General features: G+C 51.5%; 17 protein-coding genes and 1 pseudogene. 10 read left to right on the plus strand and 8 right to left on the minus strand.

The genetic code is table 11. The features are described from left to right. Positions 1 to 5: 5 nt before the first annotated feature. Both HA51_RS08000 and HA51_RS08005 read right to left on the minus strand, forming a co-directional pair. A complete protein-coding gene (locus HA51_RS08000; RefSeq protein ID WP_039330201.1) occupies positions 6 to 830 on the minus strand; it encodes an ABC transporter substrate-binding protein in 825 nt (274 codons plus the stop codon). 137 nt (positions 831 to 967) lie between these two features. Further along, complete coding sequence (locus tag HA51_RS08005) at positions 968 to 1360, minus strand: RidA family protein (protein WP_084934013.1); 393 nt, start codon at positions 1358 to 1360, stop codon at positions 968 to 970. A gap of 383 nt (positions 1361 to 1743) precedes the next feature. On the opposite strand from HA51_RS08005, the gene HA51_RS08010 reads away from it, so the two are divergent. From HA51_RS08010 to HA51_RS08025, 4 genes are all read left to right on the plus strand, one after another. Beyond that, positions 1744 to 2499 (plus strand): IclR family transcriptional regulator, encoded by a 756-nt coding sequence (locus tag HA51_RS08010; protein WP_084934014.1) that lies wholly within the window; start codon positions 1744 to 1746, stop codon positions 2497 to 2499. 163 nt (positions 2500 to 2662) lie between these two features. After that, positions 2663 to 3769 (plus strand): ABC transporter substrate-binding protein, encoded by a 1107-nt coding sequence (locus HA51_RS08015; RefSeq protein WP_084934015.1) that lies wholly within the window; start codon positions 2663 to 2665, stop codon positions 3767 to 3769. 161 nt (positions 3770 to 3930) lie between these two features. Further along, the gene (zigA, locus tag HA51_RS08020) at positions 3931 to 5142 is read left to right on the plus strand and encodes a zinc metallochaperone GTPase ZigA (RefSeq protein WP_084934016.1); all 1212 of its coding nucleotides are present in this window, start codon (positions 3931 to 3933) and stop codon (positions 5140 to 5142) included. Between the two features lie 128 nt (positions 5143 to 5270). Further along, positions 5271 to 6461: a CobW family GTP-binding protein gene (locus HA51_RS08025; RefSeq protein ID WP_084934017.1), complete on the plus strand. Its 1191-nt coding sequence runs from the start codon at positions 5271 to 5273 to the stop codon at positions 6459 to 6461. Position 6462: 1 nt separating this feature from the next. Here HA51_RS08025 and HA51_RS08030 read toward each other — a convergent pair whose 3' ends face one another. Further along, positions 6463 to 6690, minus strand: a complete 228-nt coding sequence (locus HA51_RS08030) for a hypothetical protein (protein WP_084934018.1) — start codon at positions 6688 to 6690, stop codon at positions 6463 to 6465. Positions 6691 to 6762: 72 nt separating this feature from the next. On the opposite strand from HA51_RS08030, the gene dksA reads away from it, so the two are divergent. Further along, positions 6763 to 7182 carry an RNA polymerase-binding protein DksA gene (gene dksA / locus HA51_RS08035; RefSeq protein WP_084934019.1) on the plus strand — a complete coding sequence of 140 codons (420 nt, stop codon included), beginning with the start codon at positions 6763 to 6765 and terminating at the stop codon, positions 7180 to 7182. A gap of 32 nt (positions 7183 to 7214) precedes the next feature. On the opposite strand, the gene HA51_RS08040 is transcribed toward dksA, so the two are convergent. Beyond that, positions 7215 to 7886 carry an O-methyltransferase gene (locus tag HA51_RS08040; protein WP_084934098.1) on the minus strand — a complete coding sequence of 224 codons (672 nt, stop codon included), beginning with the start codon at positions 7884 to 7886 and terminating at the stop codon, positions 7215 to 7217. Positions 7887 to 7967: 81 nt separating this feature from the next. Between HA51_RS08040 and HA51_RS08045 the strand changes: the two genes are divergently transcribed. Beyond that, a complete protein-coding gene (locus tag HA51_RS08045; protein ID WP_084934020.1) occupies positions 7968 to 8606 on the plus strand; it encodes a TetR/AcrR family transcriptional regulator in 639 nt (212 codons plus the stop codon). 136 nt (positions 8607 to 8742) lie between these two features. Then, positions 8743 to 9564 (plus strand): Cof-type HAD-IIB family hydrolase, encoded by an 822-nt coding sequence (locus HA51_RS08050; protein ID WP_084934021.1) that lies wholly within the window; start codon positions 8743 to 8745, stop codon positions 9562 to 9564. A gap of 221 nt (positions 9565 to 9785) precedes the next feature. On the opposite strand, the gene HA51_RS08055 is transcribed toward HA51_RS08050, so the two are convergent. After that, a complete protein-coding gene (locus HA51_RS08055; RefSeq protein WP_084934022.1) occupies positions 9786 to 10526 on the minus strand; it encodes an SDR family oxidoreductase in 741 nt (246 codons plus the stop codon). 336 nt (positions 10527 to 10862) lie between these two features. Here HA51_RS08055 and HA51_RS08060 point away from each other — a divergent pair, with 336 nt between their 5' ends. Further along, a complete protein-coding gene (locus tag HA51_RS08060) occupies positions 10863 to 11153 on the plus strand; it encodes a Bor family protein (RefSeq protein ID WP_084934023.1) in 291 nt (96 codons plus the stop codon). A gap of 662 nt (positions 11154 to 11815) precedes the next feature. On the opposite strand, the gene HA51_RS08065 is transcribed toward HA51_RS08060, so the two are convergent. Next, positions 11816 to 12991 carry an MFS transporter gene (locus HA51_RS08065; RefSeq protein ID WP_084934024.1) on the minus strand — a complete coding sequence of 392 codons (1176 nt, stop codon included), beginning with the start codon at positions 12989 to 12991 and terminating at the stop codon, positions 11816 to 11818. 102 nt (positions 12992 to 13093) lie between these two features. On the opposite strand from HA51_RS08065, the gene HA51_RS08070 reads away from it, so the two are divergent. Continuing rightward, positions 13094 to 14008, plus strand: a complete 915-nt coding sequence (locus HA51_RS08070; protein WP_084934025.1) for a LysR family transcriptional regulator — start codon at positions 13094 to 13096, stop codon at positions 14006 to 14008. Here HA51_RS08070 and HA51_RS08075 read toward each other — a convergent pair. Next, positions 13993 to 14871 (minus strand): SDR family oxidoreductase, encoded by an 879-nt coding sequence (locus HA51_RS08075; RefSeq protein ID WP_245840194.1) that lies wholly within the window; start codon positions 14869 to 14871, stop codon positions 13993 to 13995. The genes HA51_RS08070 and HA51_RS08075 overlap by 16 nt on opposite strands. 115 nt (positions 14872 to 14986) lie before the next feature. On the opposite strand from HA51_RS08075, the pseudogene HA51_RS08080 reads away from it, so the two are divergent. Further along, positions 14987 to 15812 (plus strand): annotated as a pseudogene (locus tag HA51_RS08080) (helix-turn-helix transcriptional regulator). On the opposite strand, the gene HA51_RS08085 reads toward HA51_RS08080, so the two are convergent. Next, positions 15754 to 16185 carry a winged helix-turn-helix transcriptional regulator gene (locus HA51_RS08085; protein ID WP_084934027.1) on the minus strand — a complete coding sequence of 144 codons (432 nt, stop codon included), beginning with the start codon at positions 16183 to 16185 and terminating at the stop codon, positions 15754 to 15756. The pseudogene HA51_RS08080 and the gene HA51_RS08085 overlap by 59 nt on opposite strands. Positions 16186 to 16290: the final 105 nt, after the last annotated feature.

Raw genomic sequence — 16290 nt, forward strand, 5'->3', positions numbered from 1 at the left:
TTTAATCAAAATTGCGGGTTCAGCGGGTAACGCGGTTTGCTGCCAAACCATTTCTGATACAGCTGGGCGTTTTCACCCGATGCATTAATCTCAAAAAGGAATTCATTTAGATAGTTGGTCCACACCTGATCACCTTGTTTCACACCGAAGGCGTTATATTCCAACGGAACCAGCGCCTCGTTGGTGACGGTCAGCGTAGGGTCCAGCTTGGCTTGGTAAGCAAGGAAGTTGTTATCTTCGATCATCGCATCGGCCTGACCCTGCTTCACGGCGAGGATCGCGGCTTGCGATGAATCGTATTCCTGGATTTTCACGTCAATGCCAAGGTTGCGGACTTCATCCCCGTTGGTGGAACCCTTCACCGTGGCGATGGTTTTGCCTGCCATATCATGGGCTGATTGAATGCCGCTGTTTTTGCGCACCAACATCGCTTCACTCGCCACCACGTACGGGTTGGTGAAGCCAATCTCTTTGGCACGTTCCAGATTGCGAGTGAAGTTACAGAACACGACATCGACTTTATTGGTTTGCAGGTTTGGAATACGGTTGGCGCTGGTGGTGTTGACCATCTCCAGTTTCACGCCCATCTCTTTGGCGAGTGCTTTCGCTAAATCGACGTCATATCCGTCCGGGTTGCCGTCTTTGTCATAAAAACCAAAGGGGGCAAAGCTCAGGCAATCACCGACACGCAGCGTGCCGCGTTGCAGTACGTTTTGCAGAGCCGATTGCGGTGCGGCACCCGCTTCTTTTTTTTCTTCGGTGGGTGTGCAGCCAGCTAAAACCAGCAATGCCAGCGCAGCGGCGCCGAATTTAAGCGATGTTGTGTTCATTTTATGCTCTCTATAAAATGGTTATGAGTCGGCGTAATGCCGATATTTCACAGCAAAATGAAAAGCATCAATTAATAACAGGCTGTCCTGGTGTTGGCGAAGAAATAGAATTCGTCAGCCTGTTTTAACCGTAATAATTATTTACGATCGGCGCGGAAGCATTTGAAATCCACTTCCACTTTGCAGTCGACCACTAAATCCTGCACGCTACAAATACGTGCCGGTGGGTTGCCGCTGAATATCTCACTGAAAACTTTATTAAAGGAACTGAAATAACGCGCGTCGGTTAACACTGCGGTGACGTGCACCACATCCTCCACGCGATAGCCGGCCTCGCGCATGATGGTCAGACAGTTATCGAACGCTAACTGCGTCTGTTCAATGATGCCGCCTTCCACTACCTCACCGTCGCGCATCGGCGTCTGGCCCGAGATAAACAGCCAGCCATCAGCTTCTACCGCACGGGCGAACGGCAATTTTTGCCCGCCGGTACCTGTTCCGCCTTCAATGCCATAACGCTTAATCGCCATGCAATTTTGCCTCATTTGTGGGTCTGTCAGTTTGTCTGGTATATCAGACTCAAGTCTGCAATACCGGATAGGGCAAGATTTGCACAGTGGATTTGCTTTTGCAATATGTCACCCGCTATTTAATTTTTTGTGATGTCGTCGGGATCGCAAAATAAAATTCAATGCGTGTCATTGTTTAAAAATAATGTGACCTTTGTCGTGATTTATTAAGTGTGAGTGAAACAGGTATGCGCCAAAATGAGGCCCCAAAATAGAACGCTGTAATATAACGGGCGTGACTATTTTTTATTTTTACAGGGATGGGTAATTATTGTGTTGGGGTGTATGATGCTTTTCTTTTTTAGCATATTCCAATCGCACCAATGCAACAGGGGAGTGAGCAAATGCCGGATGAGAAACCTTCACGGGCACGCGGTGTTGACCGGGTTATTGATATTTTCCGACAGTTGCATGCTGCTCGTCAGCCAATGGCGATGCGCGATCTGATCGATGCCACAGGCGCACCGCGTTCCAGTGTCTATGAGTTAGTGAGTCTATTAAGTGAAGCGGGACTGGTGGAATTAGATGCCGAGGGTGCGGTGTTCTTTGGGCGTGAGATGCACTATTACGGTGCAGACTACATGGCGCACAATGACCTTATCCGCCGTGCCCATCAGTTGATGGTGGAGATTGTGGCGCGCCACGGCGAAACCGTGCAACTTTGCATGCTGGAAGGCAACAAATACACCGTGGTACTGTCCGAGAGCAGTAATGCTCACCCTTTCAAAATCACCTCAGATATCGGTGTGCGTGTGCCTATCACCTGGACCGCCACCGGGCGTTTGCTGCTGAGTAACTGGTCTGACAGTGCGATTCTCGATTTGATCCCGGAAGAAGATTATCGCCTCGCCAGCGGCCAGATTCTTGATAAAAGAGCGTTTCTTGATGAGATCCATCATGCAGGCAAGCTGGGCTATTGCATGACAGAAGGCCTGTCTGAAAGCTTTACCTGCTGCATGGCAGCGCCAATTCGATCTCGCAGCGGTCAGGCGGTGGCGGCGATCTGCTTTATGGTCAGCCGTGATACGCCACAGGAGCGTCGTCAGATGCTGTTGCAGGAGTTGATTACCTCCGGGCAGAAGCTGTCAGATTTTACCTGATGCATTTCCAGGTGCGCATAAATGCGCACCCTACGAAAAACCAACCCCATCCTCTTTGACTCAATCCGTTACAACCCATTGCCCTGATGTTTATTTTTGTCACTTAAGGTTGTGTTAAGGTAATTGATAATAATAACTATTCTTTTTACCACGGAGTTTTAGGATGAAAACGCGCCTGCTTTTGGCAATGGGGTTACTGGCTTCCACGGCGGCTTCGGCTACCACCTATCCGCTGACCGTCACCGATATGGATGGTCACACGCAAACCATCAACAAAGAACCCCAACACATTATCCTGCAGGATGGCCGCGACATTTTGACGCTGGCGCTGCTGGATCGTGATGACCCTTTCAAACGTGTTGTGGCGTGGAATAACTTGCCGAAAAAACAGGACACGCAAACCTGGGATATGTTGAAGGGCAAATGGCCAGAAGCGACAAAAATTGTCGATATGGGCTTCAGCGATCAAGGACAGGTCAATCTGGAAAGCGTATTGGCGCAGAAACCAGATTTGATGATTGCTCAGCTGCGTGCAAAACCGGCGCTAGAACAATCGGGCGTGCTGAATACCTTAAACAATCTGCATATTCCCGTGGTCTTCGTGGATTACGAACTGCATCCCGCGCAGAACACTGCGCCGAGCGTTACCTTGCTGGGTAAAGTGCTGAACCGCGAAACTCAGGCCAAGGCCTATACCGATTTCTATCAGCAAAAGTTCGATCGCCTTACCAAAGGCGTTGCTGAGGTGAAGAACAAACCGACCGTCTTCATCGAGCCGATTGCCGGTAACAGCGATAATTGCTGCTTTACTCACAGCCACAACGGTTGGGGCGGATTGGTCGAAGCGGTCGGTGGTAAAAATATCGGTTCAGAATTGTTACCGGGCAACGTTGGATTCATTGCGTTAGAAAAAATCATCGCGATGAAACCTGACGTTTACATCATGACCGGTTCTAAACGTCCGAACACCAATGTGCTGCCATTTGGCTATGGCGTGCAGCCAACCGAGGTCAAAGCAACCTTCCAGACGCTGTTGAAGCGCACCGGACTGGCGCAGATTGAACCCGTGAAAAACGGCCGGGTGTATGGCGTCTACCATCATTTCTATAACCATCCATACAACATCGTTGGTATGGAGATTCTGGCAAAAGATCTCTATCCGCAGCAGTTTGCCGATCTCACGCCGACTGCGGACTTCCGCACTATCGTGAAGACCTTCACCAAACTGCCAGATGACGCGATCGATCTGAGCTATCCCGACAATAAGTAATTCCCTCAGGCGGGCCTTTTCTGGCCCGCTTCTTCTTTGCCGCCACAACAAACTTTTCTCTGACATCATGACAACTGCAATTGTTATGTTATAACATAACTAAAATAAGAGTGAGGATAGTACGCTATCGCACTCGCTTACGTCATTTTGCAGGAGTCGCAATGTCATCTTTATCCCCCAATTTCAAAAAACTGCCGGTCACCGTGCTTTCTGGCTTTCTCGGTGCGGGAAAAACCACGCTGCTTAACCATATTTTGAATAACCGCGAAGGTCGTCGCGTGGCGGTGATCGTCAACGATATGTCTGAAGTGAACATTGACGCTGCGCTCGTGCGAGAGGGTGGTGCGGAGTTATCGCGTACTGATGAGAAGCTGGTGGAAATGAGCAACGGCTGCATCTGCTGCACGCTGCGTGAAGATTTACTGCTGGAGGTCGATCGCTTGGCCAAAGACGGTCGATTCGACAATCTGGTGATTGAATCCACCGGAATTTCCGAACCCTTGCCGGTAGCCGAAACCTTCACCTTTGCTGACGAAGACGGGCAAAGCCTGTCCGAAGTTGCCGCGCTGGATACCATGGTTACGGTGGTGGATGGCTTCAATTTCCTGCGCGACTATGAATCCAATGAAAGCATTCAGTCACGCGGTGAGTCGCTGGGTGAAGAAGATCAGCGCACCGTGGTTGACCTGCTGGTGGATCAGATTGAATTTTGCGACGTGTTGATTCTGAACAAAACCGACCTGATTGATGAGGCGGAAAAAGCCCGCTTGATGGCGATCCTGCATTCACTGAATCCGCGCGCGCGTATCGTGACGTCTGAATTTGGCAAAGTCGCACTCGATCAGGTCCTGAATACCGGTTTGTTTGATTTTGACGCAGCATCGCAGGCACCAGGCTGGTTGCAAGAACTGCGCGGTTCGCACACACCAGAAACCGAAGAGTACGGTATTCGCAACTTTGTGTTCCGCGCACGCCGTCCGTTTCATCCCACGCGCTTTGCCGACGTTATCGAGGGCGATCTGCAAGGCGTGGTGAGATCGAAAGGGTTCTTCTGGCTTGCCAGTCGCCCGCATTACGCCGGTTCATGGTCACAAGCGGGCGGAGTGACACGTCAGGGCTTAGCGGGGATGTGGTGGGCAAGCGCGCCAAAAGAGCGCTGGCCGGAAGATCCCGAAACGCTGGAATACATCATGCAGAACTGGGTTGAGGGCACGGGCGATGCGCGTCAGGAGATCGTCTTCATCGGCATTGAAATGGATGAGGCCGGTCTGCGCAACAAGCTGGAAAACGCACTGCTTACCGATGAAGAGATGGCTCAGGGGCCAGAAAACTGGGCCGAATACCCGGATCCGTTTGAACCCTGGTTCCACTGATCACAGGCTATAAATCGTATCTGTATAGCGGATCGCCTTAAGGGGCACCCCTACGAAATCTACACAGGACAATCGTAGGGGGGCCATTTATGGCAACCAACATACGGCTACGATGCTAAGAGAAAATAATGCAAAAAATTCCTCTCACCATCCTCAATGGTTTCCTCGGCGCAGGCAAAACCACACTGCTCAAGAGCCTATTGATTCAGGCGCATAAAAAGCAACTGGCGGTCTGCGTGATCGTCAATGATATGAGCGAGTTGGATGTCGATGGTGTGCTCATCGCCAACACCGAGATCGTTAACGCCAGCAAACATAATTTCATCACGCTCTCTGCTGACAGTATCAGTAGTCGCAGCGGTATCGAAAAGCTGCATGCTGCGCTGACACCCCTATTGGGCGCCCATCGACCAGACATAATCCTGCTGGAAACCTCTGGCAGTAGTCATCCTTTACCGCTGGTGCGTTACTTTCGTGATCATCCAGAGATACAACTTCACGGGTTCTTATCGCTGGTCGACAGCGTGATGTTGAATGACGATTACCAGCAGGGCGAGGCGCTGATCCCACGCCTGCAGGGCAATCTCAGCCGTGGCGAACGGCGCATCGAGAACCTACTGGCAGAACAAGTGATGTTTTGCAGCCATTTGCTGCTGACCAAAAATGATCGGCTGCCTGTTTCCAGTATTTCCCGTATTGCCCAGGCGATTCATCCTTTGAATCCTTATGTGGCGGTGATGGCGGTGCCATGGGGAAATTTGTCACTGAGCGAATTACTGGCGATGCCCGCTTACGATTACCAACGTGTCGCGGGGCTGATTGACGAACTGGCAGAGGAGGTGGATGCCATTAATCCCACCGCGTGGCAAATGGTCTCAGAAGTGATTCATGACGATAGGCCCTTTCATCCACAGCGTCTGTGGGATACCTGCCACCATTTTATGGGTGCGGGCATCTATCGCAGCAAAGGGTTTTTCTGGTTGCCGACGCGCGATGATCTGGCGCTGTTATGGAATCAAGCCACCGGCAGCATCAGTCTGGAATTTATCAGTTACTGGAAAGCTGGGATTCTTGAGCACCGTGACAGTCCACTCACCGCAGAAGAGCGAGCTGCAGTCCAGCAGGCAGTAGCGAAAATGCCGGGACGATTTGGCGATCGACGTTGCAGTTTAACGGTCATTGGCGAGCCGAGTGAGGTGAAAGCGTTCACCGCCGCCCTGAATCGCTGCTTTCTCAATGAAGACGAGATTGCATGGTGGCAAAGCGGCGGTGAATTTGCCGATCCCTGGCCGCAGCGCGTGGCGCGAGTAACTGCCTGAATTAACTGCCTAACGCACGCAGTTGGGTACAGAACGGACACTGACAGCCAGAAACCGACTTTATCAGCTGAGAGTGAAACTCTGCTGTCGCCATAGGCTGCGTCAGGTCGACGTTGGCCACTGCGGTGTCCGGCTTCTGCGCCAGTTTTAACGTATCAATCTTTGCCTGAAAAGCGCCCGCTTTCGCTGATGCAATGGCGATGAGCAGGAGAGGAACAGTGGTCTTCATCGCAGCAACCTCAATGAATGATTATGAATTGTAACGATATAACATATTACAGGGCAGTTAAGGAATTTCAACATGACCAAACCCACAGCAGGAGAGCAGCAAAACCTTCTCAGTATGCCGCCAGAAGAGTATATGAATGCTCACCAAAGTGATTTCTTTCTGCGCTTATTGCGACACGAACGTCAGGAACTGCTCGAACATATCGACTACCTGAAAACCCAATTGCAGCGCAATGAACAGCAGGGGGATGAAGCGGACAAAGCGATACGTGAAGAAGAACTGCGTTTCTTGTTTCGTCAGATCGATCGCGAAAGCCGCTTGTTACCAAAAATTGATGCGGCAGTGCAGCGCATCCATCAAGGTGAATACGGCTACTGTCGTGAAACGGGTGATCCCATTGGCCTGGCTCGCCTGCTGCTCCGCCCCACCGCTGAACTCTCTATTGATGCCAAGATCAAGCAGGAACGAGTCGAAGCACAGTATCGGAAATAAAAATCACCCAGAGCGCAGGCTCTGGGTACTGATTACTGTGAACGTCCCAACCACATGGAGATTTCCACGCCATCATTAAAAGGCAAGGACAAATAGCCGTTTCCGCTGTGCACACGTGCCAGATATTCCGGGCTGAAGTCTGCATCGTCGGCGATGATCAGCGCACCAGGACGCAAATAAGGCTCAACCAACCCCAGAATCTCTGGGTAAATCGCTTTCGCACCATCCAGCACCAACATATCGATCGATGTCGGCATCTCTTCGCTCAAGGTATGCAGTGCATCGCCAACGCGGACTTCAATCAAATCACTCACGCCCGCATCAGCAAAATGATTACGTGCTAGGGCAACCTTGCCCGGTTCGAATTCACTGGTAATGATTTGACCGCCGCCGTTATCGCGCACCGCCGCGGCCAGATGTAGCGTCGAAATGCCGAATGATGTGCCGAACTCAACGATAGATTGTGCTCTGCTGCTGCGCGCCAGCATATACAGCAGCTTGCCGGTCTCACGTGATACCGCCAGCGGCACATTTTTCAAGTGGCCATAGAGTTCCAGGTAATCGGTTTTACTCTGCATCAGGCGATTTTGTTCTTCATCAGACATGGCATGAAAAGCCTCATTTGTCGGATGAGCCATGTTGTCGGCCAGTTCAAAGAGATAGTTAAGCAGTGGCGCTAAAGGCGCAGACGTTAAAGTATTCATGATGTTTCCCCGTGGATTAATCTGTGCGATCAGAATACGATGAATCATTCGCATTTCACTATTCGTGTTCAGGAGTAGCCAGTGGCTGAGCGTCGTAACACTAAGATTTCAGAGAGAAAAAGGCCGCAACAAGCGCGATCCAGTGAGCTGGTTTCGGCGATATTGCAAGCCGCTACTCAGGTTTTGGAACAGGAAGGCGCCACGCGATTTACCACGGCACGCGTGGCGGAACGCGCAGGCGTCAGTATTGGATCGCTGTATCAATACTTTCCCAATAAAGCGGCTATTCTTTTCCGTTTGCAGAGCGAGGAATGGCAGCGAACCGGCGATCTCTTGGGTTCGATCCTGCGTGATAGCACCGTCTCCGCTCGCCAGCGTCTACACCAGCTCACGCGGGCTTTTTTACACTCCGAATGTGAAGAGGCGGCGATGCGCACCGCGCTCAATGACGCGGCGCCACTGTATCGCAATGCGCCAGAAGTGGCGGCCGCGCGTGCAGCGGGGGAAAATGTGATGAGTGATTTCTTTTTTGAATTACTGCCGCAGTGGGATGAAAAAGAGCGTCTGCGCGCCGCAGATTTGATCAACAGCACGCTGGGGAATGTCGGTAAGCATTTTTCAGAATCACCACGCTCTGACGCTGAAATTCAGGCCTACGCAAGTGACATGGCTGACATGTTCTGTGCCTGGATCAGGGAAAAAGGGGCGGATTTGCAGTAAAACATGGGCCTGGAAATCTCTGAAAGCAGTAAACAATCTCATTATTCGCATTCTCATTAATCCACACCGCGAGTAAGCTTTATGAAAACCTTTTCAAGCCGGATGGAAACACGGCGAGCAGATACGGGAGAGCAAAATGGCAGTGAAAATGATTGCGGTGGATATGGATGGCACTTTTCTCGACGATAACAAGCAATACAACGCGCAGCGCTTTGCGCGCCAGTACGCGTTGCTGAAAGAGAAAGGCATTCGCTTTGTGGTCGCTAGCGGTAATCAGTATTACCAATTGCAGCGCTATTTCCCTGAGATAAAAGATGAAATCGCGTTTGTTGCTGAGAATGGCGCTTGGGTATCAGACAGCAATGAAGAGATCTTCTGCGGCGAATTAGCGCCAGAACGTGTGCACCAAATTCTGGATATTCTGGCGAGAGAGCCGGACATCAGCACGGTGGTGTGTGGCCGTAACGGTGCCTATGTTCATACCTCGATGCCGGAAGAGGTGATTGCGATGTTAGCCAATCACTACCATCGCCTTGAGAAGCGCGACAATTTGTATGATATCGATGACACCATCTTCAAATTTTCACTCAATCTGGCACACGAAGGGGTGGATGCTTTAATGGGGCGCCTGCATGCGGAACTGGGCGCGATTGAAAACATTATGCATCCCGTCTCGAGTGGCTTTGGTTTCGTCGATTTGATCATTCCCGGTTGCCATAAGGCACATGGCATTGCGCTACTGCAGGAAAAATGGGGCATCGACGATTGCGAAGTCTTGGCGATTGGCGATAGCGCCAACGACCTCGAAATGCTGCGTCAGGCGTGCTACAGCTTTTCGATGGCCAATGCATCCACACCTGTGGCCGCCGTTGCGCGTTATAAAACCGATAGCAATAACGACGAGGGTGCGCTTAACGTGATTGCACGCTTGTTGGCCCGCGAAGAGCCGTTTGGCTAATTTCTCGCGGCAGAGTTTATCGAGCCAAGGCTAAACTTTCAGCTGGGCGATCGATTCTGCCGCGACGTTTATCAATTTGGGTATTTGCATTCATTTGACTACCCGTTTGCATTTTACTTGACCATCGCCAACAAAATGCGGCCAAGTTGACTGGCAGCTGTGAGCGAACAGCAGACTTTATTGAATCTATTCGATATATTTCATAACTCGTTATAGACACATCAGTAATGTACCAGGCCGCCGTCTACAGCATACTGGCTGCCAGTAACATAGGATGCGTCATCGGACAGGAGGAAGAGTGCAACCGCAGCGGCTTCTTCTGCTGTGCCCGCGCGACCTAAAGGAACCTGGCTTACCACGAAATCTTCAAACTGCTGACGCGACTCCTCTGGCATAAAGTGCCTGAAATTAGTTTCAATTGGGCCCGGCACCAAAGTGTTGGCGCGGATGCCACGTTCGGCCAGAGCAGATGCCCAGCTTTTGACCATAGCGATAACGGCGCCTTTCGTCGCTGCATACAGGCTTGTCATAGCCGCACCTTCGTAAGTTGAAGAGGACGAAGTAACTAGAACGGATGCACCTGAATTAAGTGATTTTGATAGGGCGGCAAGCTGTAACATCGGGCCGCGCACATTTGCGTTCATCATGCGATTAAAAGAATCCGCCGTTACAGATTCCGGAGAGCTGACCTCCGCGAAGCCAGCATTGAGCCATAATCCATCAAGTGAACCCCAATCGCCAATAGCTTCCTTAAGCGCATTGATGTCAACTTCGCTTGCAGAATCACTTTTCAAAATAAGTGATGTTTTAGGCAGCAGAGTACGGGCGCGTTCCAGTCTTTCTTCACTCAGTCCTGTAATAGCTACATCACCACCTTCAGTGATAATGCGCTGCGCGCCTGCCAGCCCCATGCCACTTGTACCACCCGTGATCAGTATACGTTTACCCTGAAATCTGCCCATGCTTAGTCCTTTTGTTGGCGGAGGAATGAGCATTTACCTTACGTAAACAAAACACTGTTAGTCATCTATTTCATTACGCAACTAAGGGATTACTGATTGAAATACTGCTTCTGGCACAAAGCGTACTGACGGCAGGCCAGGGTCTGCTATGAGCAAGAAACATAAGTCGCTGCTGAGTGAGCTGGAATTGAGCTATGGTGGTTCGGCGGACGAGAAGAACAGTCCGCATTCAAAAATCTTTCTCATGTTTCCGCTTTCGTTGTCGATAACCTGATTGCTGGCTGAGTGATGATTTCACTCAGCATTTCTTTTTTTATTAAGGCGATAAGGATATTTATGAACAAGTTTTGTGTTGCGGCGTTATTGGCTCTGAGTTTAACCGGCTGTGCGCAGCAGACTTTCGTTATGAAACAGAATCAAGTTGGCGCGGCGACAAAAACTACCAGCCAGCCGTTCTTTGTATCAGGTATCGGTCAGCGCAAGAGCATTGATGCGGCGCAGGTGTGCGGCGGCCAGGAAAAAGTTAATCGGGTTGAAGTGCAGCAGACGTTTGTTAATGGCTTACTGAGCGTGGTGACGTTTGGTATCTACACGCCACGTGAAGCGCGCGTTTACTGCGCCATCTGATAAGACCTCAGGCCGGTTCACCGGCCTAATCCTGTGCCTATTATTAAATCACATTAGTATATTGTAACTATTAAATTCTGCTGTAGCACCGCTGCGCGACATTCGCCCTTACTGAAGCCATAAAAGCTTGTCGAATGTCTCAGGGCGTGAAGCGGACGTCAAAATCATAGCGACAGGGAAGTTCTTGCCACCTTAAACATAACATCTCTTTCGCGCCCCGCCTGATACGCCCTCATTGCAATCCTGGCGCAATCGGGTTGTTTCCAGCACCTTTACCCGGCTTAATCCCTGAAAACAACCCTGAAGAGTACGGCGCGTATGAATGGTTATGCAGTGAAGACAGTTTTCCATCGATTAGTGCTTGCAGATGTTGGAAATGTCCGCTCCTGGTACAGAATGTGTGAAAACCCTGACCTAAAACTGAATTGCACGCATCTACGCAAAATCTGGATTTGCTCGACTGAGTGGCTGAACCAAATTTTACGTATGAGCGCAGTTTTCACTCCTGTTTATGGCAGTTTTAGCTACCAAAACAGTTTTCACACAGCCTGGGCACACAGCAGACGGTCACGCAATGCCATGTATCCCCCCTCAACATCGGCATCAATTTTTTGTTGGCGGTGGTTAAGTAAAATGCAAACGGGTTGTCAAGCCACGTGCAATTAAGCTTCACGCCTCGCTAATCTCTTTTCCATACGCTTTATCTGCGCTGGCAAGAGTAATGCGCTGCTAACCACCAGTCCCCAGAATATGATCGGTAGTGGCGCTGCTATCTCAAAAGTCATGGCCGAAACAAAAAAGGCAAGGGTGGTACTCAATGACATCAGCGCCGTTTGTAGGGACAGGAAACCAGCCCGACTGGCCTCATTTGGAAATCTCGCGGTCACACAAGATACCACCACCAATCGTCCGTAAGCCCCGCCCAGAAACAGCCCCATGAAAAGTGCGCTGGCATGCAAACCTGTCACGGGAAACAGCATGCTGACCAATAATATCAGCGTTGAGACAATGGCTAAGGTGTAGCTGGACCAGTGAGCCAATAGTTTTCCGGTGAGTTTTGTCGCCATTAACCCTGCGATGCCACCGATGAAGAACAGCACTGGCAGAGAGGCGCTCACAGCGTGCATGTGTTGGGTCAATAAAGGCACCAAAGCAGGAATGATGAGCATAGGGGGGAATTGCGCGATGGCGTTCCCGCTGGCGAAAAACATCCATTCTGGCGTCAGCGCTATCGATGATTTAGGGGAGATTTTACGCGGAACATCAGGAATAAACCCGGCAATAAGAAGCAAACCTATCAGACACAGCAAGCCAATGAGTCTCGGTGCGCTATACCAGCCGAAATGTGTGCTCAAAAACAGCATGGTCGGCATCCCTGCAATGCTGACCACAGAGAAAGCGGCAATTACGGTGGCAATCATCCGTGCTCGTAAGGCCGCTGGCGCGAGGCTGATTAATAAACTCATGCCTACGCCCATGGTTGTTCCCCCCACTAAACCCGCCATAAATCGTAGAACCAGCAGCAGGGTATAATCGCTCGTGAAGGTGATTAGCACCGTCAGAACGCCTAAAAGCGCCATATTCCACAGCAAAAATCGTTTGGCGTTAACGCGGTCAATCCATTTCCAAATACATAACCCTGATAGCACTGAACCCAGGGTGTAAGTCCCCGTGACATAACCTGCATAAGTGACAGGCACTGAAAATTGAGACGCCATGTAGACAAACAGCGGATTAAACATCATGTATTCGAGGGCATTCGTGAATTGAACAAAGGCGATGATCACAGCGATGCGGATCACAGAGAATGAACCCGCTTGAGGGTTAAGGACAGGCATAGTTTGCTCCATTACGTTACAGGAGGCTTAGTCTATTGCCCGTGCATCATTATGATTAGAGAGATAAAGTGAGATGATTAATTATCATAAATGGGATAATGGATGCGCAGTAAAATCGATTTAAATGTCTTACGTGTATTCGTCACCGTGGCAGAGAAAGGCAGTTTTATCGGTGGGGCGCGGGCACTTAATATGCCGGCATCGAATGTGAGTCGACAAATTTCCCAACTGGAAGAACGGTTGGGGATGCGACTATTACAGCGAAGTACGCGTCACATGAAGCTTACCGACGCAGGGCAGATGTTTTTTGACAGCATGCGCCCCTTGTTGGACTCGGTGAATGAGACGGAAGCCAGGTTAAGCCACGAGAAAACTGAACCGGAAGGATTGCTACGCGTGTGTTTACCGAGTGGCGTAGGCCCGGTGGTGTTTGGCAATCTTCTGGCTGACTTTGCACTGCGGTATCCCAAGATAGAACTCCACTGTATGACCAACCTTCAGGGGGCTGATGCCCTGTGGGAAGACTGCGATGTTGTGATTGATATTAGTCGCGGCGCTCGTGCCAGCAGTGATGTGATTGCTCAACAGCTGGTCTTATTGCCCTGCCAGATTGTTGCGGCGCCCACTCTGCTCCAAAGGTTCCCAAGACCTACGCACACAGAGCAATTGCTGGCTCTGCCCTGTATCACTACCGTTAGCGCTCTTCAGGGACAGGCATGGCAATTTCTCACAGCAGGAAAAGGGTTTCGACATATCAATGTGACCAGCCCGTTCCGTGTCGACAGCGGTGAGATGGCACTGCAAGCGGCACTGAAAGGTGTAGGATTTGCCATCCTTTCAGCGCAGGCTTGTGAACCTTATATTCGTGACGGGCGGCTGGAAGTGATTGAACTTGAGCTGACTCCTGCCCCCCTTGAGATCGCGCTACTCTATCAGGAGAGGAGTTTTCTTCCCGCGCGAAGCCGCGCGTTTATTGATTTCCTGCAAGAGGCAGTGCGAAATCAACGGGAAAAGTAACCCGCCTCGCGCATATCCTGCAGTAATCCCGGCCCGGTGGGCTGCCAGTTAAATGTCTGGCGCGTCCATTCACTGGAAGCAGGGCTATCCATGGAGGCAAAAAACGCCATCCAGCCAAGCCACTCTTTGGCTTCTTCCAGCGTCAGGCTTTTCACCGGCAGGGATAAACCGGTGCCGATGGTTTCGGCGATCTGACGAAACGCAATGCCTTCCTCCTGAATCGCATGCAGAATCGTGCCGGCTTCGGCGTGCTCAGCGGCGAGGCAGAACAACTCGGCGGCATCATCACGATGCACTGCTGGCCAGCGGTTGCTGCCGTCACCGATATACACTGCTGCGCCTTTCTCTTTCGCCATATTAATGATCATCGGCACAAAACCATGATCGCCCGCGCCGTGAACGGTCGGTGGTAAGCGCACCAGCGACACGCGTAGGCCTTTGTCAGCCAGAGCGAGTGCGGCGATATTAGAGTCGGAACGCGGGTGGCCGCCAGAAACCGGTTGAGTCTGCTCAACGGCAAGACGTCCAGGTGACACCAGTGCCGTGCCGGAGGTGACCACCAACGGGCGGTTTGATCCGGCAAGAACTTCGCCCATCGCCAGAATCGCCTGCTGATCGATAGCTGCCGCATGATCCATCCGGCTGAAATCGTGGATGTAGCCGGCGTGGATAACGCCATCACTCTGCTCAACGGCGCTGCGCAGGCTGGCGATGTCCTCTAAATCTCCGCGCATCACCTGAACACCTTGCTGTTGCAGTTTCTCTGCCGACGCGTCACTGCGCGCCAGTCCAAGAACATCCACACCGCGTGCCTGCAGTTTTTTCACAATGGCGGAACCGATAAACCCGCTTGCTCCGGTCACAAAAAAGTCGCATATTCGTACTCCTTCTCAGGCTGTTGAAGCACTATGATAAAACTCTGCGGCGCGGCGAAAAGTCGTGAGCTTATACAGGTATATGCACTAACAGGATAACGCCATGACCCTACAAGACGACAATCTGCTCGGGAACTACCTGCGAGAACGCCGCCAACGGCTGGATGCGGGTAAGCTCGGCTATCCGTTGCTGCGCCGTCGTACACCCGGTTTGCGCCGTGAAGAGGTGGCGGTGCGCGCCTGTGTCAGCACGACGTGGTACACCTGGCTGGAGCAGGGAAGAGGCGGTGCGCCTTCTGAAGAGGTGTTGGAGCGATTATCCAAAGCGTTAGAATTGAGTGCCGCCGAGCGCGACCATCTGTTTTTGCTGGCGCAGAATCGTTTGCCGGGCGTCACCTGGCAGTCGGGTGTGGATGTTTCACCCTCGCTGCAACGCGTACTCGACAGCATGTCGCAAACCCCGGCGCTGGTGAAAACTGCTGAATGGCAGGTCGTTGCCTGGAATCATGCGGCGACTAAAGTGTTTGTCGATTATGCACAACTGCCACCGGAGCAACGCAACATCCTGCTGATGATGTTCAGCAATGAAGAGATGAAAAAAACGCCTGCCAGATTGGCATCAAGTCACGCGCGGCCTGGTGGCGAATTTTCGCGCCGACGTGGCGCGCACCGGTGCCAGTGAACATGTACGCGCGCTGGTAGAAGAACTCAGCGAGATGAGTGAAACCTTCCGCCAGCTGTGGCAATCGCAAGAGGTAAGCCAGCACGGTGAAGGCATCAAACAGCTGTGGCTACCGGATGAAGGTGTGTTGGAGCTGGAATACAGCACCTTCGCGGTAGAGGGAAAACCGGGGTTAAGTCTGGTGGTATTCAATCCGCGCTTACCGAGGGATCGAGAGACGGTGGCCCGTCTGATGGCACGTCCGTAGCCTGACGCAAGTTGCCTTCCATCGCATCCAGCGCCGCCTGGTTTTCCAGCCCCCACTGATACATCTGTTCAATCGGCGCTGCGAAGGTCAATCCCAGCGGCGTTAAGCGATAATCCACTTTCGGTGGAACCACATCGTACACATGACGGGCGATCAGACCACGTTGCTCCAGCTCTTTCAGTGTCTGAAACAACATCTTTTTTGAAATCCCCTGCAAGCTGCGCTGCAACTCACCGGTGCGCGCACGTTTTTCCGGCCAGTGATAAAGCGCGTGCAGCACCATGCTGCTCCACTTCAGCGAGAACAGATCCATCAAGCGCCGCGGAGGGGAATCCGCGTAAAAAAACAGCTTACCATCAACCCAGGCTGGCATCAGTTTCACTCCTCTATGGTCACCAAAAGGTGACTACTATCATTTCTGCACCACGTTGACTATAGTCTGCCGCCTTCAATACTTAAACGCCAGCTCATTGCGGAG

This window comes from Pantoea rwandensis, assembly GCF_002095475.1.
Classification (GTDB): domain Bacteria; phylum Pseudomonadota; class Gammaproteobacteria; order Enterobacterales; family Enterobacteriaceae; genus Pantoea; species Pantoea rwandensis.